This window comes from Mycobacterium sp. NGS33, from assembly GCF_059812885.1.
This window is the reverse complement of the sequence record NZ_JCALDN010000028.1, coordinates 1-20,543: the sequence shown is the minus strand read 5'-3', so window position 1 is coordinate 20,543 and position 20,543 is coordinate 1. Positions and strand designations below refer to the sequence as shown.

20 protein-coding genes are annotated in these 20,543 nt (G+C 69.2%); 16 read left to right on the top strand and 4 right to left on the bottom strand.

The features are described 5' to 3' along the window. Nucleotides 1-4: 4 nt before the first annotated feature. The 3 genes from AC5Y5B_RS24535 to AC5Y5B_RS24525 form a co-directional block, all read right to left on the bottom strand. Nucleotides 5-1,045, bottom strand: a complete 1,041-nt coding sequence (locus AC5Y5B_RS24535; protein ID WP_500007189.1) for an LLM class F420-dependent oxidoreductase — start codon at nt 1,043-1,045, stop codon at nt 5-7. Between the two features lie 58 nt (nt 1,046-1,103). Continuing rightward, nucleotides 1,104-1,943: a dienelactone hydrolase family protein gene (locus AC5Y5B_RS24530; RefSeq protein ID WP_500007185.1), complete on the bottom strand. Its 840-nt coding sequence runs from the start codon at nt 1,941-1,943 to the stop codon at nt 1,104-1,106. An 82-nt stretch (nt 1,944-2,025) separates the two neighbouring features. Further along, entirely contained in the window at nt 2,026-2,223 is a 198-nt protein-coding gene (locus tag AC5Y5B_RS24525) for an Rv1535 family protein (RefSeq protein WP_500007182.1), read from the bottom strand. A 534-nt stretch (nt 2,224-2,757) separates the two neighbouring features. Between AC5Y5B_RS24525 and glmS the strand changes: the two genes are divergently transcribed. The 15 genes from glmS to AC5Y5B_RS24450 all read left to right on the top strand — a co-directional run bounded on the left by glmS (nt 2,758) and on the right by AC5Y5B_RS24450 (nt 19,553). Continuing rightward, nucleotides 2,758-4,632, top strand: coding sequence for a glutamine--fructose-6-phosphate transaminase (isomerizing) (gene glmS, locus AC5Y5B_RS24520; RefSeq protein ID WP_500007180.1), 1,875 nt, complete (start codon nt 2,758-2,760; stop codon nt 4,630-4,632). Between the two features lie 118 nt (nt 4,633-4,750). After that, the gene (locus tag AC5Y5B_RS24515) at nt 4,751-5,659 is read left to right on the top strand and encodes a DUF4436 domain-containing protein (protein WP_500007177.1); all 909 of its coding nucleotides are present in this window, start codon (nt 4,751-4,753) and stop codon (nt 5,657-5,659) included. 68 nt (nt 5,660-5,727) lie between these two features. Next, nucleotides 5,728-6,444, top strand: a complete 717-nt coding sequence (locus AC5Y5B_RS24510; protein ID WP_500007173.1) for a rhomboid-like protein — start codon at nt 5,728-5,730, stop codon at nt 6,442-6,444. 72 nt (nt 6,445-6,516) lie between these two features. Beyond that, nucleotides 6,517-7,938, top strand: coding sequence for an NAD(P)H-hydrate dehydratase (locus AC5Y5B_RS24505; RefSeq protein WP_500007168.1), 1,422 nt, complete (start codon nt 6,517-6,519; stop codon nt 7,936-7,938). A gap of 30 nt (nt 7,939-7,968) precedes the next feature. Further along, on the top strand, nt 7,969-9,333 hold the full coding sequence (gene gad / locus AC5Y5B_RS24500) for a glutamate decarboxylase (RefSeq protein ID WP_500007226.1): 1,365 nt from the start codon (nt 7,969-7,971) through the stop codon (nt 9,331-9,333). 104 nt (nt 9,334-9,437) lie between these two features. Next, nucleotides 9,438-10,604 (top strand): alanine racemase, encoded by a 1,167-nt coding sequence (gene alr, locus AC5Y5B_RS24495; RefSeq protein WP_205869204.1) that lies wholly within the window; start codon nt 9,438-9,440, stop codon nt 10,602-10,604. A 52-nt stretch (nt 10,605-10,656) separates the two neighbouring features. Then, nucleotides 10,657-11,706 carry an alpha/beta fold hydrolase gene (locus tag AC5Y5B_RS24490; protein WP_205869203.1) on the top strand — a complete coding sequence of 350 codons (1,050 nt, stop codon included), beginning with the start codon at nt 10,657-10,659 and terminating at the stop codon, nt 11,704-11,706. Then, complete coding sequence (gene tsaE / locus AC5Y5B_RS24485; RefSeq protein WP_112634825.1) at nt 11,699-12,205, top strand: tRNA (adenosine(37)-N6)-threonylcarbamoyltransferase complex ATPase subunit type 1 TsaE; 507 nt, start codon at nt 11,699-11,701, stop codon at nt 12,203-12,205. The genes AC5Y5B_RS24490 and tsaE overlap by 8 nt, the downstream gene beginning before the upstream one ends. Further along, nucleotides 12,202-12,825: a tRNA (adenosine(37)-N6)-threonylcarbamoyltransferase complex dimerization subunit type 1 TsaB gene (gene tsaB / locus AC5Y5B_RS24480; RefSeq protein ID WP_500007164.1), complete on the top strand. Its 624-nt coding sequence runs from the start codon at nt 12,202-12,204 to the stop codon at nt 12,823-12,825. The genes tsaE and tsaB overlap by 4 nt, the downstream gene beginning before the upstream one ends. Next, nucleotides 12,822-13,289: a ribosomal protein S18-alanine N-acetyltransferase gene (rimI, locus tag AC5Y5B_RS24475; protein ID WP_500007160.1), complete on the top strand. Its 468-nt coding sequence runs from the start codon at nt 12,822-12,824 to the stop codon at nt 13,287-13,289. Before tsaB ends, rimI begins: the two co-directional genes overlap by 4 nt. After that, nucleotides 13,286-14,311, top strand: a complete 1,026-nt coding sequence (gene tsaD / locus AC5Y5B_RS24470) for a tRNA (adenosine(37)-N6)-threonylcarbamoyltransferase complex transferase subunit TsaD (protein ID WP_500007157.1) — start codon at nt 13,286-13,288, stop codon at nt 14,309-14,311. The genes rimI and tsaD overlap by 4 nt, the downstream gene beginning before the upstream one ends. Before the next feature lie 249 nt (nt 14,312-14,560). Beyond that, nucleotides 14,561-14,863: a co-chaperone GroES gene (gene groES, locus AC5Y5B_RS24465; RefSeq protein ID WP_007167930.1), complete on the top strand. Its 303-nt coding sequence runs from the start codon at nt 14,561-14,563 to the stop codon at nt 14,861-14,863. Between the two features lie 137 nt (nt 14,864-15,000). Further along, on the top strand, nt 15,001-16,620 hold the full coding sequence (groL, locus tag AC5Y5B_RS24460; protein ID WP_500007154.1) for a chaperonin GroEL: 1,620 nt from the start codon (nt 15,001-15,003) through the stop codon (nt 16,618-16,620). 97 nt (nt 16,621-16,717) lie between these two features. Next, nucleotides 16,718-18,241: an adenylate/guanylate cyclase domain-containing protein gene (locus AC5Y5B_RS24455; protein ID WP_112634835.1), complete on the top strand. Its 1,524-nt coding sequence runs from the start codon at nt 16,718-16,720 to the stop codon at nt 18,239-18,241. 103 nt (nt 18,242-18,344) lie between these two features. Continuing rightward, nucleotides 18,345-19,553 (top strand): FAD-dependent oxidoreductase, encoded by a 1,209-nt coding sequence (locus AC5Y5B_RS24450; protein ID WP_500007151.1) that lies wholly within the window; start codon nt 18,345-18,347, stop codon nt 19,551-19,553. Nucleotides 19,554-19,557: 4 nt separating this feature from the next. Here the strand turns inward: AC5Y5B_RS24450 and AC5Y5B_RS24445 are convergent, their stop codons facing one another. Further along, on the bottom strand, nt 19,558-19,959 hold the full coding sequence (locus AC5Y5B_RS24445) for a styrene oxide isomerase (protein WP_112634819.1): 402 nt from the start codon (nt 19,957-19,959) through the stop codon (nt 19,558-19,560). An 88-nt stretch (nt 19,960-20,047) separates the two neighbouring features. Here AC5Y5B_RS24445 and AC5Y5B_RS24440 point away from each other — a divergent pair, with 88 nt between their 5' ends. Continuing rightward, nucleotides 20,048-20,470, top strand: coding sequence for a Rid family hydrolase (locus tag AC5Y5B_RS24440; protein WP_500007149.1), 423 nt, complete (start codon nt 20,048-20,050; stop codon nt 20,468-20,470). Nucleotides 20,471-20,543 lie beyond the last annotated feature (73 nt).

Sequence of the window (20,543 nt, the reverse complement as noted above, 5' to 3'; positions counted from 1 at the left end):
CCGCTCAGGGCCGCAGCTTGAGGGCCTCCTCGACGAAACGCATGGATTCGGCGCGGTCGGTGGACAGCGGGTTCACCAGCAGCGTGGTCACGCCGGACTCGGCGAAGGCGGCCATACGCTCGGCGACGTATCCGGGCGGGCCGATCAGCGACATGCCGCGCACCAGCTCGTCGGGGACCGCGTCGATGGCCTCCCGCTTGCGGCCCGACAGGTACAGCTCCTGAATGCGGTCGGCGACCTCGCCGAACCCGTAGCGCGTCGCCAGATTGTGGTAGAAATTGCGGCCTTTGGCGCCCATCCCGCCGATGTAGAGCCCCAGTTGCGGCTTGACCCACGCGAGGCGCTCGTCGAGGTTCTCCCCGATGGCCAGCGACGCGTGCACCATCACATCGAGCGGCCCCAGCGCGGGATCCCGCTTGGCGGCGCCGGCCGCCAGCGCCTCGCCCCAGATTGAGTCGGCCTTGTCCGGCAGGTAGAAGACGGGCTGCCAGCCCTCGGCGATCTCGGCGGTGAGTTCCACGTTCTTGGGACCCAGCGCGGCAATACTGACCGGAATGCGTTCGCGCACAGGGTGATTGATGAGCTGCAGCGCTTTGCCCAGCCCGGTTCCGCGGTCGGCGGGCAACGGCAACTGATAGTGCTTGCCGTCGTACCGCACGCGTTCGCGGCGCCACACCTTGCGACAGATCTCCACGATCTCGCGGGTACGCCCGATCGGGGCGTCGAACGGGACGCCGTGAAAGCCCTCGATCACCTGCGGCCCGGAGGTGCCGATGCCGAGGCGAAATCGCCCGTCGGACACGTAATCCAGCCCCGCGGCGGTCATCGCCAACAGCGACGGCGTGCGGATGTAGATGGGCAGCACCCCCGACGCCAACTCGACGGTGTCGGTCTTAGCGGCCAGATAACCGAGCTGGCTGATGGCGTCGAAGGCATACGCCTCGGCCACCACCGCGACCTCGATGCCGGACTTCTCGAGTTCGACCACGCGGTCCACGGCCTCGTGAAAGCCGCCCGAATAGTTCAGAGCGATCCCGATTCTCATCAATGACACTTACCACGCTGCCGCGCCGGCCGGGACGCTCAGCCCAGGCGAGGGATGCTCACTTCAGCAGGGCGACGATCTTGTCTTCCAGGGGAATCGGTCCGGCCTCGGGGTCGATGGCGTCCGTGCCCGGCAGATGCACGTCGGGATCGGCGAAGTCGCGGTACGTCTTGTCGCCGCCCAGGGTGTAGAGCAGGTAGCCGGTCAGCAGCGCCCGGACCGAGCGCTGGGTGCGCCGGTGCGCGCCCGGCAGGCCCACCACCTTGGTCAGCCGCCGCCCCTCGACCAGGCCGCCGGGTTCGGCCTTGCTGACGATGCGCAGCGTCGCCGCGTCCCACGCGTCGGCCAGCGGCAACGCGTGCGAGTTCAGCGTTTTCGCATCGCCCGGCGCGGCGAAGATCACCCCGGGAACCTTCAGCGTCGCGGCCGGCTGCTGGGCCGGCGGGCTGGTGACGCTCGGGAAGATCGCGGCCACCGCGGCCGGCTTGGCCGGCATCCCGGCCGCGGCGAACACCGCCGCCGAGCCGCCGAAGCCGTGACCGGCCACACCCAGCTTGGCCGGGTGCACGCTGATCTTGCCCGGGCCCAGGCGCACGCCCGACACGATGTCCAGGGCGGTGCCCAGATCGAAGGCGAAGTTGAGCACCGAAGGAGCCACGCCGCGCTGGGTGTCGGGTGCGCCGGCCACGATGCCCCACGACGCCAGGTGCTCGAGCAGGTTCGCGTACCGGGCCGCACCGGCGAGCCAGTCATGGCCGAACGCCACGCCGGGCAGATTCAGTCCCTCCTCCGGGGTGTACACCACCCCGGGCAGGCCGGCAAAGGCCAGGTCACCGCGCAAGACTCGATGCGGACCACGGCGGCTGAGAGCTGCGACGAGCTTGCGGATGCGGGCCACGCGTCGACGTTAGCGCATCGGAATCGGGCGCCGGGGGACAAGCAACGCCGGCCCGGCCGCGCGGGGCCCCACCGGGCGCTTTCTAGCCCCTGACCTCGATGAGACCCACCCGCCACAGTGCGGCGTAGAGCTGGCGCAGCGGGATGGACAGCAACCGGGTGGTCATGTCCATCAGGGGGTCCGGGGAACCCGCCGACGGCTGCCGGCGCGGCTTGGCTGGTTGCCTGGGCGCCGGCGCCACCGGGGCGGGCACCACATCGTCGTACCGAACTGCGGTCATGATGGCCTCCCATGGCGCCCGGCGGGCGGTCGGAGAAAGTTACGCATCTCAATACGACCCGTTGCACAATTCCCGGTTAACAACCACTGACGAGCAGAATTCGCGACTCGGCTAAAAGCGTGGTCCCAGGTAGCCAGAATATTTGGCCTGCGCACAATAAAAAGCGGACCGCGCATCGTTGACCACGGGGTTGTAGTCGATACGCTGTGTGATCGTGATCGGGCGGGCTTCAAGTAGCTCGTCCTTTCGCTGGATCCGGTCCTCTCCAGTCTTTGCTGACATTTCGAATGTAAGGCGGCATGTCCCGTAGGGGTTGCCGCGACACGAAAACGTCGCAAATACATGAGGTGAAAAACATTTCCGTCGTTTATGGCGATTGAGTGAATGATGGACCGGGCGGGGCCACCGCCCAGGGGCGGCGAACCCAGAAGCGGCGATGGAGGAAGGTCACAGCGGGCCTTTTGCGCAGGTGGGCGGCCTGATCCCGGCCGCGGAGTGCGGGGTCGGTGCGGCACCTGCACTACCCTGTTCAGAATGTGCGGAATCGTCGGCTACGTCGGGCAGCAGCCCGCCTGCGAGGTCGTCATGGCCGCGCTGCGCCGGATGGAGTACCGCGGCTACGACTCGTCGGGCGTCGCCCTGGCCAACGGTGACGGCACGCTGACGGTCAGCCGCCGCGCCGGCCGGCTGGCCAACCTGGAAGAGGCGGTCGCCCAGATGCCGCCGTCGTCTTTGACCGGGACCACCGGCCTGGGCCACACCCGGTGGGCCACCCACGGGCGGCCCACCGACCGCAACGCCCACCCGCACCGCGACGCCGCCGGCAAGATCGCCGTGGTCCACAACGGCATCATCGAGAACTACGCCAACCTGCGCCACGAGCTGGAGGCCCAGGGCGTGGAGTTCGCCAGCGACACCGACACCGAGGTCGCGGTGCATCTGGTGGCGCAGGCATATCGGCACGGCGACACCGCGGGCGATTTCGCCGCCTCGGTGCTCGCGGTGCTGCGCCGGCTGGACGGCCACTTCACGTTGGTGTTCGCCAACGCCGACGACCCCGGCACCATCGTCGCCGCGCGCCGCTCCACCCCGCTGGTGATCGGCATCGGCGACGGCGAGATGTTCGTCGGCTCCGACGTCGCGGCGTTCATCCCGCACACCCGCAACGCCATCGAACTCGGCCAGGACCAGGCCGTGGTGATCACCGCCGACGGTTACCGGATCACCGACTTCGACGGCAACGAGGACTTGGGGCCCGGCGCCTACCGGGAGTTCCACATCGATTGGGACCTGGCCGCCGCCGAGAAGGGCGGCTACGAGTACTTCATGCTCAAGGAGATCGCCGAGCAGCCCGCCGCGGTCGCCGACACCCTGCTGGGGCACTTCGTCGACGGCCGGATCGTCCTGGACGAACAGCGCCTGTCCGACCAGGAACTGCGCGAGATCGACAAGGTGTTCGTGGTCGCCTGCGGCACCGCGTATCACTCCGGGCTGCTGGCCAAGTACGCGATCGAGCACTGGACGCGGCTGCCGGTCGAGGTCGAGCTGGCCAGCGAATTCCGGTATCGCGACCCGGTTTTGGACCGCAGCACCCTGGTGGTCGCCATCTCGCAGTCCGGCGAGACCGCGGACACGCTCGAAGCGGTCCGCCACGCCAAGGAGCAGAAGGCCAAGGTGCTGGCGATCTGCAACACCAACGGCTCGCAGATCCCGCGCGAGTGCGACGCCGTGCTCTACACCCGCGCCGGACCGGAGATCGGGGTGGCCTCCACCAAGACGTTCCTGGCGCAGATCACCGCCAACTATCTGGTGGGGCTGGCGCTGGCGCAGGCCCGGGGCACCAAGTACCCCGACGAGGTGCAGCGCGAATACCACGAGCTGGAAGCGATGCCGGACCTCGTCGCCCGGGTGATCGCGACGATCAAGCCGGTGGCCGCCCTGGCCTACCAATTCGCCTCGTCGCCGACGGTACTGTTCCTGGGCCGCCACGTCGGGTACCCGGTGGCCCTCGAAGGTGCGCTCAAACTCAAGGAATTGGCCTACATGCACGCCGAGGGATTTGCCGCCGGCGAGCTCAAGCACGGCCCGATCGCGCTGATCGAAGACGACCTGCCGGTGATCGTCATCATGCCGTCCCCCAAGAACTCCGCGACCCTGCACGCCAAGCTGCTCTCCAACATCCGCGAGATCCAGGCGCGCGGCGCGATCACCATCGTGATCGCCGAGGAAGGCGACGACACCGTGCGCCCCTACGCCGATCACCTGATCGAAATCCCTGCGGTATCAACGCTTTTGCAGCCGCTGCTGTCCACGATCCCGCTGCAGGTGTTCGCCGCGTCGGTGGCGCAGGCCCGCGGCTACGACGTCGACAAGCCGCGAAACCTGGCGAAGTCCGTCACCGTCGAGTAGGCGAGCGTAGCTCGCGCCGCTTCGCCGTATCACCGGCGCACACGCGGCCGATCCATTACATTGCCCTGGGGCGGCATTTGCGGCAGGTGGGTTGGGCTACGTCCCCACGGGAGGCAGTATGCGATCGGCCGGCACGAAGTACGGCGTCGTGGGTCTTGTCGTCCTCATCCTCGCGGCATACGTGGTGGCGGTCGCGATGTACGCGCAAAGCGGCAGCGGACGGCATCTGGACGTCACGGCTCCGTCGGTCGATGGCGACAGGCCGTCGGCGACCATCAACGTGGAAGACATCCAGTCCAACAACAGCGTGCTCGCCGTCAACCTGGCGTTCAATCCCGGATCGGCGTTGTTGGACCCGAAAACCCACCACCTCAAGGACGATCTGAGCCTGCGGGTGCGTTCGTCGGCCATGCCGTCCCGGCACACCTGGACCAAGGGCATGCTGCCCGGGCTGATGGCGGTCCCGCTGACCATCGCCGGCCAGATCGAGCGGTGGCCGTTCGACGAATACCGCTCGGGGCCGATCGAAGTCGAGATCTTCTACGGCCCCGACACCGACCGGGCGCCCGACCACGTGCCGGTCACCTTCGTCGACCACCTGTCGGGGTGGCGGCTCTCGGCCACCAGGGCCCAGGCCGACGGTCCGTACCGCCTGAACGTGCGGCGCTCGCTCAGCACTGCGGCGTTCGCCATCGTCATCCTCGGCGTGCTCATCACGATCGCCAGCCTGGCCCTCGTCGTCGCGATCCAGACCGCGCGTGACCGGCGGCCGTTTCAGCCGCCGATGACAACCTGGTACGCGGCAATGCTGTTCGCGGTGGTGCCGTTGCGCAACGCGCTACCCGGCTCGCCACCGTTCGGCAGCTGGGTCGACATCACCGTCGTCATCTGGGTGCTGGTGGCGCTGGCGGTCTCGATGATTCTCTACATCGGCTGCTGGTGGCGGCATTTGAAACCGCCGCCCGCGCCCGAGCCGGCGCAACCGGCGCCCGCACCGGCGGAACCGGCCCCCGCGCCCGCGAAGTAGCCGGACGCCGGCGGCGTGTTTGCCGCCGAAGCCCTCCGGCGCCGCGCCGCGCGTGCGAAGGTTGAGGGGTGGCGCATCCATCGGTTCGCTCCCGCGTGCGCAGCATGACGCTGGCGGTGTGGCATTACGTCACGAGCGCGCCGCTGACCTATGGCTGGCTGCTGGTGCTGATGATCACGACGATCATCCAGACCCATCTCACCGGCCGGGAACTGCATTCGGTACTCCTGCACCGCTCCACCAACATTCACGAATTGGGCAGGGATCCGCTCGACGTCCTGTTCTCCAGCCTGCTGTGGATCGACGGCAAGAACTTCGAGCCCTACCTGCTGCTGTTCACCCTGTTCCTCGCGCCGGCCGAACACTGGCTGGGCCAGCTGCGCTGGCTCACTGTGGGATTGAGTTCGCACATCCTGGCCACCTACATCAGCGAAGGCATCCTGTACTTCGCGATCGAGGAACACGACGTGTCGCAACGGCTGGTGCACGCCCGCGACATCGGGGTGAGCTATTTCCTGGTGGGCGTGATGGCCGTGCTGACCTATCACATCGCCCGGCCGTGGCGCTGGGGCTATCTCGGGGTGCTGTTCGTCATCTTCGGTTTCCCGCTGATCACCATGGGCAACGAGCTGAACTTCACCGCGATCGGGCACTTCACCTCGATCCTCATCGGCCTGTGCTTCTACCCGATGACGCGCACGCGCTCCAAGGGCAGCCGGCAGTTGAGTCCGGCGCGCCTGCGGGCCATCGTGCGCCGCCGCGTGCCGCCGGCCACCCCGAGCTGATGTCGGCACCGGCCAGGAACGAAAAACCGTGCGCGCCAAGCGCCCGCGACGCTGCCACGTAATCTGGCTCTGATGCGGCATTACTACTCGGTAGACGCGATCCGCCAGGCCGAAGCGCCACTGCTGGCCAGCCTGCCCGACGGCGCCTTGATGCGGCGCGCGGCCTATGGGCTGGCGACCGAGATCATCGGTGAGTTAGCGGCGCGCACCGGCGGGGTAACCGGGCGGCGTGTGTGCGCGGTCGTCGGCTCCGGAGACAACGGCGGAGACGCGTTGTGGGCGGCCACCTTCCTGCGCCGGCGCGGCGCGGCCGCCGACGCTATCCTGCTCAACCCGGAGCGCACCCACCGCAAGGGCCTGGCGGCGTTCCGACAGGCCGGCGGTCGCGTCGTCGAAACCGTCTCACCGACAACCGATCTCGTCATCGACGGGGTGGTGGGCATCTCCGGCTCGGGCGCGCTGCGGCCCGCCGCCGCCGCGGTGTTCGCGGCCGTCGACGATGCCGGGATCCCGGTGATCGCCGTCGACATCCCCAGCGGCATCGACGCGGCCACCGGCGCGATCACCGGTCCCGCCGTGCGCGCCGCGCTGACCGTCACCTTCGGCGGCCTCAAACCCGTGCACGCGCTGGGCGATTGCGGTCGGGTGAAGCTGATCGACATCGGGCTCGACCTGCCCGACACCGACCTGGTGGGGTTCGAGGCCGCCGACGTGGCCGCCCGCTGGCCGGTGCCCGGGCCCCACGACGACAAGTACTCCCAGGGCGTCACCGGCGTGATGGCCGGCTCGTCGACGTATCCGGGCGCCGCCGTGCTGTGCACCGGCGCCGCCGTCGCCGCCACCTCGGGCATGGTCCGCTACGCGGGCAGCGCGCACCGCGAGGTGCTCGCGCACTGGCCGGAGGTGATCGCCTCGCCCACCCCCGCCTCGGCCGGGCGGGTGCAGTCCTGGGTCGTCGGCCCGGGACTGGGCACCGACGACGTCGGGGCGGCGGCGCTGTGGTTCGCGCTGGAAACCGACCTGCCGGTGATCGTGGACGCCGACGGGCTGACCATCCTGGCCGCGCACCCCGAGTTGGTGGCCAACCGCGCGGCGCCGACGGTGCTGACGCCGCATGCGGGTGAATTCGCGCGGCTGGCGGGTAACCCGCCCGGTGATGACCGGGTGGGCGCGTGCCGCAAGCTGGCCGACGCTTTCGGCGCCACCGTGCTGCTCAAGGGCAACGTCACCGTCATCGCCGATCCGGGCGGCCCGGTGTATCTCAATCCGGCCGGGCAGTCCTGGGCGTCCACCGCCGGCTCCGGTGACGTGTTGTCCGGGATGATCGGCGCGCTGCTGGCCGCCGGGCTGCCGGCGGTCGAGGCGGCCGCCGCCGCGGCCTTCGTGCACGCGCGCGCGGCGGCCCTGTCGGCCGCCGACCCGGGCCCCGGCGACGCGCCCACCTCGGCATCGCGGATGGTGCCGCACATCAGAGCCGCCCTGGCCGCCCTATAGAGAGGATTCGTTGTGCCCCAACACCCGTCCATGCCCGCCCACTCGATCGCGCCCGCCTACACCGGTCGCCTGTTCACCGCGCCGGTGCCGGCGCTGCGGATGCCCGACGAGTCGATGGATCCCGACGCCGCCTACCGCTTCATCCATGACGAGCTGATGCTCGACGGCAGCTCTCGGCTGAACCTGGCCACCTTCGTCACGACGTGGATGGATCCCCAGGCCGGGCGGTTGATGGCCGAGACGTTCGACAAGAACATGATCGACAAGGACGAATACCCGGCCACCGCCGCGATCGAGCAGCGCTGCGTGTGCATGGTGGCCGACCTGTTCCACGCCGACGGGCTGCGCGACGACGACCCGTCCAGCGCGTGTGGCGTGTCCACCATCGGATCCAGCGAGGCCGTCATGCTCGGCGGGCTGGCCATGAAGTGGCGCTGGCGCGAGAAGGTCGGCAAAGACTGGAAGGGCCGCACCCCGAACCTGGTGATGGGCTCCAACGTCCAGGTGGTCTGGGAGAAGTTCTGCCGCTACTTCGACGTCGAACCGCGCTACCTGCCGATGGAGGAGGGGCGCTACGTCATCACGCCCGAGCAGGTCGTCGACGCCGTCGACGAGGACACCATCGGCGTGGTGGCGATTTTGGGCACCACCTACACCGGCGAGCTGGAGCCCATCGCCGAGATCTGCGCGGCCCTTGACAAGCTGGCCGCCGGCGGCGGGGTGGACGTCCCGGTGCACGTCGACGCGGCCAGCGGCGGGTTCGTCGTGCCGTTCCTGCACCCCGAGCTGAAGTGGGACTTCCGGCTGCCGCGGGTGGTGTCGATCAACGTCAGCGGTCACAAGTACGGCCTGACCTACCCCGGCGTCGGGTTCGTGGTGTGGCGCAGCAAGGAGTACCTGCCCGAAGACCTGGTGTTCCACGTCAATTACCTGGGCGGCGACATGCCGACCTTCACGCTGAACTTCTCCCGCCCCGGCAACCAGGTCGTCGGGCAGTACTACAACTTCCTGCGGCTCGGGAGCGAGGGCTACACGCAGGTGATGCAGACGCTGTCGTCGACCGCGCGCTGGCTCGGTGAGCAGCTGCGGGTTGGAGACCACTGCGAGCTGATCTCGGACGGCTCGGCGATCCCGGTGGTCAGCTTCCGGCTGCAGCGCGGTCTGGGCTACACCGAGTTCGACGTCTCCCACGAGCTGCGCGGATATGGCTGGCAGGTGCCCGCCTACACGATGCCCGACAACGCCACCGACATCTCGGTGCTGCGCATCGTGGTCCGCGAGGGCCTGTCCGCCGACCTGGCCCGGGCCCTGCACGACGACGCCCGCACCGCGTTGGCGTCGCTGGACAAGCTCAAGCCGGCCGGGCACTACAGCGCCGAGCACTTCGCGCACTGAAAGCCTGCCGCCGAACGTCGACTTCTTGGGCCAACCAGGGCGGAATTCCGCAGGACAGGTCGACGTTCGACGGCCCATTCGCACGGTCTGGGAGAATGGCGGTCGTGTCCGCAACGCCGATATCCCTGACACCGGGGCTCCTCGCCGAGGCCCTGGTGGACCTGGGCGCGATTGAGCACAACGTGCGATTGCTGCGCGAACAGGCCGGCGGCGCCCAGGTGATGGCCGTGGTCAAGGCCGACGGCTACGGCCACGGGGCTACCCCGTCGGCGCGCGCCGCGCTGGCCGCGGGGGCCACCGAATTGGGCGTCGCCACCGCCGCCGAGGCCCTGGCGCTGCGCGCCGACGGGATCACCGCGCCGGTGCTGGCCTGGTTGCATCCGCCCGGCATCGACTTCGGGCCCGCGCTGCTGGCCGACGTGCAGATCGCCGTGTCGTCGCAGCGCCAGCTCGACGAGGTGGTGGACGCGGCGCGCCGCACCGGACGGACCGCGACCGTCACCGTCAAGGTGGACACCGGGCTGAACCGCAACGGGGTGCCGCCCGGGCAATACCCCGGGATGCTGACCGCGCTGGGCCGGGCCGTCGCCGAGGAGGCCATCGTGCTGCGCGGCGTGATGTCGCACATGGTGTACGCCGATGAGCCCGCCAATCCCGTGAACAACCTTCAGGCCCAACGCTTCAGCGACATGCTGGCGCAGGCGCGCGAGAAGGGCGTGCGGTTCGACGTGGCGCACCTGTCGAATTCGTCGGCCACCATGTCCCGTCCCGACCTGGCCTTCGACATGGTGCGCCCCGGCATCGCGATCTACGGGCTGAGCCCGGTGCCCGAGCGCGGCGACATGGGTTTGATACCGGCGATGACGGTGAAATGCGCTGTGGCGCTGGTGAAGTCGATCCGCGCCGGGGAGAGCGTGTCCTACGGCCACACCTGGACCGCGCGGCGCGACACCACCCTCGCGCTGCTGCCCGTCGGCTACGCCGACGGCGTCTTCCGGTCGCTGGGCGGGCGGCTCGAGGTGCTGATCAACGGCAGCCGCCGGCCGGGCGTCGGGCGCATCTGCATGGACCAGTTCGTCGTCGATCTCGGCCCGGGACCCATTGACGTGGCCGAAGGGGACGAGGCGATCCTGTTCGGGTCCGGCGCAAACGGTGAACCCACCGCGCAGGACTGGGCCGACCTGGTCGGCACCATCCACTACGAAGTCGTGACCAGCCCCCGCGGGCGAATCACCAGGACCTACCGCGAGGCGCGAACCGTTGAGTCCTGAGGAATCCCGCAGGCGCCGCAGGGGCAGGGCCTGGCTCGCGGGAGGCGCGGGGGTGACGGCCGTCGCCACCATCATCGGCGCGTCCGCCCGCCGGTCGATGACCCAGCGCGCCGCGGCCGAAGACCCTTATGCGAACGAGGATTTCAACCGGCTCGAGGACGATGCCGGCGTGGTGGTGACCACACCCGACGGGGTTCCGCTGGCCGTGCGCGATACCGGTCCGGCCGATGCGCCGCTGACCCTGGTGTTCGTCCACGGCTTCTGCCTGCAGATGGGAGCCTTCCATTTTCAGCGCACCCGATTGCCCGATCAGTTGGGCCCCGACGTGCGGATGGTCTTCTATGACCAGCGCGGCCACGGCAGATCCGGCGAGGCCGATCCGGAGACCTACACGCTGACCCAACTCGGCAGGGACCTGCAGACCGTGCTGAACGTGGTGGCGCCGCGCGGCATGATCGTGCTGGTGGGCCACTCGATGGGCGGCATGACGGTGTTGTCCCACGCCCGTCAGTTCCCCGAACAGTACGGACGCCGAATCGTGGGTGCGGCGCTGATTTCGTCTGCGGCCGAAGGTGTTTCCCGCTCCCCGCTGGGTGAGATCCTGAAAAACCCCGCGCTGGAAGCGGTTCGGGTGGCCGCCCGGTCCGCGCCCAAGCTGATGCACCGGGGCCGCAACGTGTCGCGGTCGTTGATAGGCCCGGTGCTGCGGGCCGCCTCCTACAGCGACCTGCAGGTCAGCCGGAGCCTGGACGCCTTCTCGCAGCGGATGATGAACAGCACCCCGATCCCGACCATGGTCGGCTTTTTGGACGCGCTGGAAAAGCATGACGAAACCGCCGGGCTGTGGACGCTGCTGCGGGTCCCGACGCTGATCGCGTGCGGTGACCACGACCTGCTCACCCCCGACGAATATTCCCGGAGGATGGCCGCCAGCCTGCCGCAGTCCGAGCTGGTCATCGTCGTCGGCGCCAGCCACCTGGCGCTGCTGGACAAGCCCGACGCCATCAACGGGGGACTGGTCCGACTGGTCAGGCGGGCCACCCCGAGCAAGGCCGCGCTGCGCATGCGGCGGATGCGAGAAAGGTTGCGGCGCCGTGGCTGAAGGTGGCGGCGGCACCGCGACCTGCGACCGGGTCGAGGACACCATGGCGCTGGGGTCGCGGCTGGGCAGACAGCTGCGGGCGGGTGACGTGGTGGTGCTCACCGGCCCGCTCGGGGCGGGGAAGACCGTGCTGGCCAAGGGAATTGCCGCGGCCATGGATGTCGACGGACCGGTCACCTCACCGTCCTACGTGTTGGCGCGCGTGCATCCGGCGCGGCGCCCGGGCGCCCCCACCATGATTCACGTCGACATGTACCGGCTGCTCGACCACACCGGCAACCAGGGCGCCGATCTGCTCGGTGAACTCGATTCACTGGACTTGGACAGCGATCTCGAGGACGCTGTCGTCGTGGTGGAATGGGGCGAGGGCCTGGTCGAGCGGCTCGCCGAGCGGCATCTGGACATCCGGCTCGAGCGCGTCACCGGATCCGACGTGCGAATCGCCACCTGGCGGTGGGCCGACAACGCTGGCAACGCCGACGATGGGGGCGATCCGTGACCATCGTCCTCGCCCTCGACACCTCCACCCCGGCGGTGACGGCCGGCATCGTGCGGCGTGACGACCTGTGCGTGCTCGCCGAGCGGGTCACGGTCGACGCCCGGGCCCACGCCGAACGCCTCACCCCCAATGTGATTGCCGCCCTGGCCGATTCGAAGCTGACGATGGCCGACCTGGATGCCGTCGTGGTGGGCTGCGGCCCGGGGCCGTTCACCGGCCTGCGGGCCGGGATGGCCACGGCCGCCGCCTACGGGCATGCGCTGGGCATCCCGGTGTACGGGGTGTGCAGCCTGGACGCCATCGGTGTGCGCACCATCGGGGAAACCTTGGTGGTCACCGACGCCCGCCGGCGCGAGGTCTATTGGGCCCGCTACCGCGACGGCGTGCGCACCCACGGCCCGGCGGTCAACGCCCCGGCGGACGTCGATCCGGGCGCCGCGGCGGTCGTTGCCGGCTCACCCGACCACGCCCGCCTGTTCGGCCTGCCGGTCTGCGAGCCGAGCTGCCCGACGCCGACCGGATTGGTTGGCGCCGTGACTGATTGGTCCGCCGACCCCGAGCCGCTGGTGGCCCTGTACCTGCGTCGGCCGGACGCCACACCGTTGGCGGCGCGGCGATGACGGCCCACAGCGAGCCCTTGACCGTCGGCGGCCTGACCCGGGCGGACGCCCAGCGGTGCGCGGAGCTGGAGGCGCAGCTGTTCGACGGCGACGACCCCTGGCCCGCGGCGGCGTTCCACCGCGAATTGGCCAGTGCCCACAACCATTACGTGGGCGCGCGGGTGGGCGAGACGCTGGTCGGCTACGCCGGCATTTCCCGGTTGGGCCGCACCCCGCCCTACGAATACGAGGTGCACACCATCGGCGTGGATCCGGCGTATCAGGGTCGGGGCATCGGCCGCCGGCTGCTCGACGAGCTGCTGACCTTCGCCGACGGCGGCGCGGTGTACCTGGAAGTCCGCACCGACAACGAGGCCGCCATCGGGCTGTATGCCAGCGTTGGGTTCGAGCGAATCGGCCTGCGCCGCCGCTATTACCGGGTGAGCGGCGCGGACGCGTACACGATGCGCAAGGAGCCCACATGAGCACCATCCTCGCGATCGAAACCTCGTGCGACGAAACGGGAGTCGGCATCGCACGACTGGGCGCCGACGGCACCGTGACGCTGCTGGCCGACGAGGTGGCGTCCAGCGTCGACGAACACGTGCGATTCGGCGGCGTGGTCCCCGAGATCGCCTCGCGCGCACATCTGGAGGCGTTGGGCCCCGCTATGCGCCGCGCGCTGTCGACCGCCGGGCTGGACAAGCCCGACGTCGTCGCGGCCACCATCGGTCCCGGGCTGGCCGGCGCCCTGCTGGTGGGAATCGCTGCGGCCAAAGCGTATTCGGCCGCCTGGGGGGTGCCCTTCTACGCGGTGAACCACCTGGGTGGGCATCTGGCCGCCGACGTCTACGAGCACGGGCCGTTGCCCGAGTGCGTGGCGCTGCTGGTCTCCGGCGGCCACACCCACCTGCTGCACGTGCGCTCGCTCGGCGAGCCGATCGTCGAGCTGGGCAGCACCGTCGACGACGCCGCGGGCGAGGCCTACGACAAGGTGGCCAGGCTGCTGGGGCTGGGCTATCCGGGCGGCCGGGTGCTCGACGAGCTGGCCCGCAGCGGTGATCGCGACGCCATCGCGTTTCCGCGCGGCATGACCGGGCCGCGCGACGACCCGTACGCGTTCAGCTTCTCCGGCCTCAAGACGGCCGTCGCGCGTTATCTGGAAAGCCGCCCGGACGCGGTGAACGCCGATATCGCGGCCGGATTCCAGGAAGCCGTCGCCGACGTGCTGACCAAGAAGGCGGTGCGCGCGGCCACCGAGCTCGGCGTGAAGACCCTGCTGATCGCGGGCGGCGTGGCCGCCAATTCCCGGCTGCGCGAGCTGGCGGAGCAGCGCTGCGCCGAGGCGGGCCTGACGCTGCGCATCCCCAGGCCCCGGCTGTGCACCGACAACGGCGCGATGATCGCCTCGTTCGCCGCGCACCTGGTGGCCGCGGGTGCGGCGCCCTCGCCGTTGGAGGCGCCCAGCGACCCGGGACTGCCGGTGGTAAAAGCGCAGGTGAGCTGATGTTCGCTGAGCGCGGACACGACGACACCGGAGAAGCAGCGGGGGGCCCTTGAGTGCTAGCACTCGCATGTATAGAGTGCTAGGTGGCAATCGGCCAAGCCCTGTGTCGGCACCCGCGACGACGGCGCTCGGGCGCGGACGAATGCCGAACACCTGATAACTCGGAAGGTGCGGGGTCAACCCGTGTCGGCCGTCAACTCCGGTCCGGGCGCGTCCCGGACCCGACCCAAACAGTGGAGGGCTCCAATCGTGGCGAAGGTGAACATCAAGCCACTCGAGGACAAGATTCTCGTGCAGGCCAACGAGGCCGAGACCACGACCGCGTCCGGTCTGGTCATTCCCGACACCGCCAAGGAGAAGCCGCAGGAAGGCACCGTCGTCGCAGTCGGCCCCGGCCGGTGGGACGAAGACGGGGAGAAGCGCATCCCGCTGGACGTCTCGGAAGGCGACACCGTCATCTACAGCAAGTACGGCGGCACCGAGATCAAGTACAACGGCGAGGAGTACCTGATCCTGTCGGCACGCGACGTGCTGGCTGTCGTCTCCAAGTAAGAACCGTGTTCCGCCCCGGCGATCCCCGCCTCCTGCGCGGGTGATTTCCGGGGCGGCATGCGTTTTGGGGCTAGTGGCGATCACAAGCGCGGCGAAGCCGGGCGAAGCGGGTCGCCGCCATTCAAACAAGGAGCCTGATGAGCAAGATCATTGAGTACGACGAGACCGCGCGTCGCGCCATCGAGGCGGGCGTGAACACGCTCGCCGACGCGGTACGGGTGACGCTCGGGCCGCGCGGCCGGCATGTGGTGCTGGCCAAGGCATTCGGCGGCCCCGCGGTCACCAACGACGGCGTGACCGTCGCGCGTGAGATCGACCTGGAAGACCCGTTCGAGAACCTGGGCGCCCAGCTGGTGAAGTCGGTGGCCACCAAGACCAACGACGTCGCCGGCGACGGCACCACGACGGCGACCGTGCTGGCGCAGGCGCTGGTCAAGGGCGGCCTGCGGTTGGTCGCGGCCGGCGCCAACCCCATCGAATTGGGCGCGGGAATCAGCAAGGCCGCCGACGCGGTGTCCGAGGCGCTGCTGGCCGCGGCCACCCCGGTCTCCGGCAAGGACGCGATCGCGCAGGTGGCGACCGTGTCCTCGCGCGACCAACTGCTGGGTGAGCTGGTCGGCGAGGCGATGACCAAGGTCGGCACCGACGGCGTCGTCAGCGTCGAAGAATCCTCGACGCTGAGCACCGAGCTCGAGTTCACCGAGGGCGTCGGTTTCGACAAGGGCTTCCTGTCGGCGTATTTCGTCACCGACTTCGACGCCCAGCAGGCCGTGCTGGACGACCCGGTGATCCTGTTGCACCAGGACAAGATCAGCTCGCTGCCCGACCTGCTGCCGATGCTGGAGAAGGTCGCCGAATCCGGCAAGCCGCTGCTGATCATCGCCGAGGACATCGAGGGCGAGGCGCTGGCCACCCTGGTCGTCAACTCCATCCGCAAGACGCTGCGGGCCGTCGCGGTCAAGGCGCCGTTCTTCGGCGACCGCCGCAAGGCGTTCCTGGAGGATCTGGCGATAGTGACCGGCGGCCAGGTGATCAACCCCGACGCGGGCCTGTTGCTGCGCGAGGTCGGCACCGACGTGCTGGGCTCGGCTCGCCGCGTGGTGGTCAGCAAGGACGACACCGTCATCGTCGACGGCGGCGGCACCAAGGACGCCGTGGCCAACCGCATCAAGCAGCTGCGCGCCGAGATCGAGGCGAGCGACTCCGACTGGGACCGCGAGAAGCTGCAGGAACGGCTGGCCAAGTTGGCCGGCGGCGTGGCCGTGATCCAGGTGGGAGCCGCGACCGAGACCGCGCTGAAGGAACGCAAGGAGAGCGTCGAGGATGCCGTCGCGGCGGCCAAGGCCGCGGTCGAGGAGGGCATCGTCGCCGGCGGCGGCTCGGCGCTGCTGAAGACCCGGGCGGCGCTGGACACGCTGCGCGGCTCGCTGAGCGGCGACCAGGCGCTGGGCGTCAACGTGTTCTCCGAGGCGCTGGCGGCGCCACTGTATTGGATCGCCACCAACGCCGGGCTCGACGGCGCGGTCGCGGTGCACAAGGTGACCGAGCTGCCCAACGGGCACGGGCTCAACGCGGACAAGCTGACCTACGGCGACCTGATCGCCGACGGCGTCATCGACCCGGTCAAGGTCACCCGTTCGGCGGTGCTCAACGCGGCCTCGGTGGCCCGGATGGTGCTGACCACCGAGACCGCGGTGGTTGACAAGCCGGCCGAGGAGGCCGACGACCACGGCCACGGTCATCACCACCATCACTGAGTGAGCGACGACAAGCGCCCCCGGCCGCATGGCCGGGGGCGCTTGTTTGTTTGCTGACCCCGCCCGCGATCCGCGGTTGAGCGTCTACGGTCGCGGCATGGACCGCATCTGGCAGTGGGCGTGGGATCGGTACAAGACGCGCTACTCGTGGGCGGTCTACGCCGTCGGACTCCCCATGATGCTGTGGACCTACCTGTTCTGGTTGTACTTGATCGTCGCCGTGCAGGGATCCGGTCGCTACGTCGAGACGGCTGTCCTCGCCCTTATCGCCGCACCCGTGGCGTGGTACGTGACAGTGCTTCCCGGCGCGGGTCTCGGGCGCCTGGTGCAGCGGTGGGCGGGCGGTCACGATGTCGACCGGGTGAGCGCACTGGACGCCACCTACGCCTGGGCGCGCGGGACGGTCGTTCGGGCGGTGGCTTTCAACGCTGTGTGGACCGGGCTGTGGTCCATCGTTGCTGCCGCTGTTGCCGGGGCGACGTGGTCGCAACGCGTCCAGTACGGCGTCGTGGGCACCTTGATGGGGACGGCCGTGATGATGAGTGGAGTGCACGGCACGGCGGAAGCGGCGGCGCGGCCGGCCAGAATGGCGATCGTCGGTGGCACGCCGGTCGGTGACGACCTGCCGCGCTCCCGGCCGACTTTCGCCTTTTGGTCGAGCGCGGCCCTGCTGGCGAGTTCGTTTCTGTTCGCCGTTGACGGCACCATGTTGGTGGCCGCATTCCGCTGGGCGCGTGAGCAACCGGTGCTCTTTGCCGGTATCGGGTGCGCGTTGGTGCTCGCATTCGGGATGCCGATGACCGTTGGTGCTGCACTCGCGCCGTCCTTGAGGCCGATTCGCGATCTGGCCGAGGGGACGAAACGCGTTGCGGCGGGCGATTACAGCCGGCGTCTGCCCGTGGTCCAGGACGACGACCTCGGCGCGCTGGCAGCGTCGTTCAACCGAATGCAGGCGGGTTTGGCCGAGCGGCAACGACTTCAGAGCGCGTTCGGCACCTACGTCGACCCCATCCTGGCCGCGCGGTTACTGCAGCAGGGCGACGACGTGTTCAGCGGGGAGCGTCGCGAGGTGTCGGTGATGTTCGTCGACATCCGCGATTTCACCCCATTCGCCGAGGCGAACTCCGCCGAGGACACGGTCGCCCGACTCAACGCCCTTTTCCACATCGTGGTGCCGGCCGTGGTCGACGCCGGGGGACACGTGAACAAGTTCCTGGGGGACGGGGCGCTGGCCGTGTTCGGTGCTCCCAACGAGCTCGCCGATCATGCCGATGCCGCGGTGAACACAGCCGTGCTGATCCACCGCCGCGTGGCCGAGCGATTCGGCGGTGAGCTTCGCATCGGCATCGGGATCAACACCGGCAAGGTGATCGCCGGAACCATCGGTGGTGGAGGCAAACTCGAATTCACGCTCATCGGCGACGCGGTGAACGTCGCGGCCCGCGTCGAGCAGCTCACCAAGACCATCGGGGACGCGATCCTGCTGACCCACCAGACCGTCAACGCGCTGCGTTCCCGACCAATCGGGCTGAGGGACAGGGGGTTTCACGCCCTGAAGGGAAAGTCGGCCGAGGTACAGGTGTTTGGCATCGGGCCGACGCCCGCGGATCGCTTCGCCTGAATCTCCGCCGCGACGGCGCACACGAATGGGTCGGCGCGGACGTCACGGACGGTGTCGATGTCGTAGGGTGCAACCGTAGCCCACTCCACGAGGAGTCCCGCCCATGACGCAAGTGATGCAGACCCAGGTGTGTGTCGCCGGCGGCGGTCCCGCCGGCATGGTCCATGCCCTGCTGCTCGCCCGCGCCGGAATCCGGGTTGTCGTGTTGGAAAAGCACAACGACTTCCTGCGCGACTTCCGCGGCGACACCGTGCATCCGAGCACCCTGCGGATCATGGATGAGCTGGGGTTCATCGACGAGTTCCTGCGGCTACCGCACACCAAGATCGACCGCGTCGCCTTCGACACTGACGGCTCGATTCGCACCTTCGGCAACTTCAAGGTGCTCAAGCGGCTCGGGTTCCGGCAGCCCTATATCGCCATGATGCCGCAGTGGGACTTTCTCGACTTCCTCGCCGAAAAGGCTTCTGCCTACCCCGAATTCACGTTGGTTCGCAATGCCGAGGTCACCGACGTGATCGTCGAGGGCGACCGGGTGGCCGGGGTGCGCACGCCGAACCTGGAGGTGCGCGCCCAGCTGGTGATAGCCGCAGATGGACGCAAGTCCGCGGTGCGCGCCGCGGCCGGGCAGCAGACCGCCGCGGCGCACTCCCCGATGGACGTGCTGTGGTTCCGCCTGAAATGGCGCCCGGGCGACCCCGAGGAACTATTCGCGGTGCTGCGCAAGGGCCTGATGATGGCGATGATTTATCGCGGCGATTACTGGCAGATCGCCTATCTGATGCCGAAGGGATCGAACCCGCGGGAGGGATCCCTAGAGGAGTTCAAGGAGCGGATCGTGACCGCGCAACCGCGGCTGCGCGAACACGTCAACGACCTGACTTCGTGGGAAGACACCAGCCAACTCGACGTCCGGGTGGACCGCCTCGCGACGTGGTGGCGCACCGGCCTGCTGTGCATCGGCGATGCGGCGCACGCCATGTCGCCGGCCGGCGGGGTCGGCATCAACCTCGCCGTGGCCGACGCGGTCGCCGCCGCCAACGCCCTGTGCGCACCGCTCCGCGAAGGACGACTGACCGACCAAGACCTCGCGAAAGTGCAGCGGCGCCGCGAGCTACCAACCCGGATCGTCCAGGCGTTCCAGGTGCTGATGCAAGACAACGCGATCGCGCCCAACCTGAGCGGTGACCTATCCCCGATCCGCGTCCCCAAGATCGTGGGAATGGGTCCGCTGCAAGCGATTCCGCCGATCTTCGTCGGGCGCGGTTTCCGTCCCGAGCACGTCCGCACCCCCGACGCCCACGCGGTGTAGGCCCTCAGAGGCCGGCGATCACGATCACGACGCCGGCCAAGATCGCCAGGGACAGGGATATCAGCAAAAAGCTGACGAACCCCTCTTTGCCGACCGAGGACTCGTGGTCGCCGGTCGCAATCGGCGCGAATCGGCGGCCGGCACCCCACGCCGCCGCGAGCAGCGTCGCCAACCAGTTCGCGTAGCCGGCGTAGGCGACCAGTGCGACCGCCGCGATCCCCCACGCGGGGGACAGGTGAAGGTGCGGCCACAGCAGGCCGAGCACCACCAGGAAGATGCCGTTGAGCAACGCCTCGAGGTGGCTCGACAGCGCCATGCGCGGATTCTTCAGTGCGGGCACGGCCAGCCCGGTGAGCAGCCCGAGCAGGAACAGGACCAGCCCGAGCGCGAACAGCAGCGTCTGCATGTCAGCACAGTAGGGGCGTACGGCGGCGCCCGCGGTGGATTCGCCTCAAGCGAGTACCCACGGCGCCGACGCGACGAAGATGGCACACATGGGTAGGCCGATATTCTCTGTCACTCCCGGCTATGGCGACCATCAGCTGCGGGAGCACCACTATTCGCAGGTCGTTCGGTACGGCGACCGGGTGGAGACCGCCGGTCAGGGAGGCTGGGATGAGCACTGGCGCTATCCCGAGTCGGTCCGCGACGAGGTCGTCGCGGCCTTCGGCAACGTCGAACGGACCCTGTCGGCGGCCGGGGCCGGCTGGCGGGACGTGGTGCACGTGCACTCCTACCACCTGCCCGACGCGGACGGCCGGATCGGGCCCGAGCACCTGGACACCATGGTCCAACAGTTCCGCCGCCGCATGGGCGACCACGCACCCCTGTGGACATGCATCGGCGTCGCCGCGCTGGCGAGTCCGAAGATGCGCGTCGAGATCCAAGTCACCGCCATCCTCGCGGACCACGACTGAGCGCGGTGGCGGGTGCGAAACACCCCCGGTCCCTTGCGGATCGGGGGTGTTCCTTTCGTGGTGGCTTGGGCGT

What these genes read in the sequence shown, in the direction of transcription:
- gad (WP_500007226.1), top strand. Translation starts at nt 7,969, where the DNA reads ATGCCCGCCCACTCGATCGCGCCCGCCTACACCGGTCGCCTGTTCACC.
- groL (WP_500007154.1), top strand. Translation starts at nt 15,001, where the DNA reads ATGAGCAAGATCATTGAGTACGACGAGACCGCGCGTCGCGCCATCGAG.
- AC5Y5B_RS24440 (WP_500007149.1), top strand. Translation starts at nt 20,048, where the DNA reads ATGGGTAGGCCGATATTCTCTGTCACTCCCGGCTATGGCGACCATCAG.
- AC5Y5B_RS24455 (WP_112634835.1), top strand. Translation starts at nt 16,718, where the DNA reads ATGGACCGCATCTGGCAGTGGGCGTGGGATCGGTACAAGACGCGCTAC.
- AC5Y5B_RS24450 (WP_500007151.1), top strand. Translation starts at nt 18,345, where the DNA reads ATGACGCAAGTGATGCAGACCCAGGTGTGTGTCGCCGGCGGCGGTCCC.
- AC5Y5B_RS24505 (WP_500007168.1), top strand. Translation starts at nt 6,517, where the DNA reads ATGCGGCATTACTACTCGGTAGACGCGATCCGCCAGGCCGAAGCGCCA.
- AC5Y5B_RS24525 (WP_500007182.1), bottom strand. Translation starts at nt 2,223, where the DNA reads ATGACCGCAGTTCGGTACGACGATGTGGTGCCCGCCCCGGTGGCGCCG.
- AC5Y5B_RS24535 (WP_500007189.1), bottom strand. Translation starts at nt 1,045, where the DNA reads ATGAGAATCGGGATCGCTCTGAACTATTCGGGCGGCTTTCACGAGGCC.
- rimI (WP_500007160.1), top strand. Translation starts at nt 12,822, where the DNA reads ATGACGGCCCACAGCGAGCCCTTGACCGTCGGCGGCCTGACCCGGGCG.
- AC5Y5B_RS24515 (WP_500007177.1), top strand. Translation starts at nt 4,751, where the DNA reads ATGCGATCGGCCGGCACGAAGTACGGCGTCGTGGGTCTTGTCGTCCTC.
- tsaD (WP_500007157.1), top strand. Translation starts at nt 13,286, where the DNA reads ATGAGCACCATCCTCGCGATCGAAACCTCGTGCGACGAAACGGGAGTC.
- AC5Y5B_RS24445 (WP_112634819.1), bottom strand. Translation starts at nt 19,959, where the DNA reads ATGCAGACGCTGCTGTTCGCGCTCGGGCTGGTCCTGTTCCTGCTCGGG.
- glmS (WP_500007180.1), top strand. Translation starts at nt 2,758, where the DNA reads ATGTGCGGAATCGTCGGCTACGTCGGGCAGCAGCCCGCCTGCGAGGTC.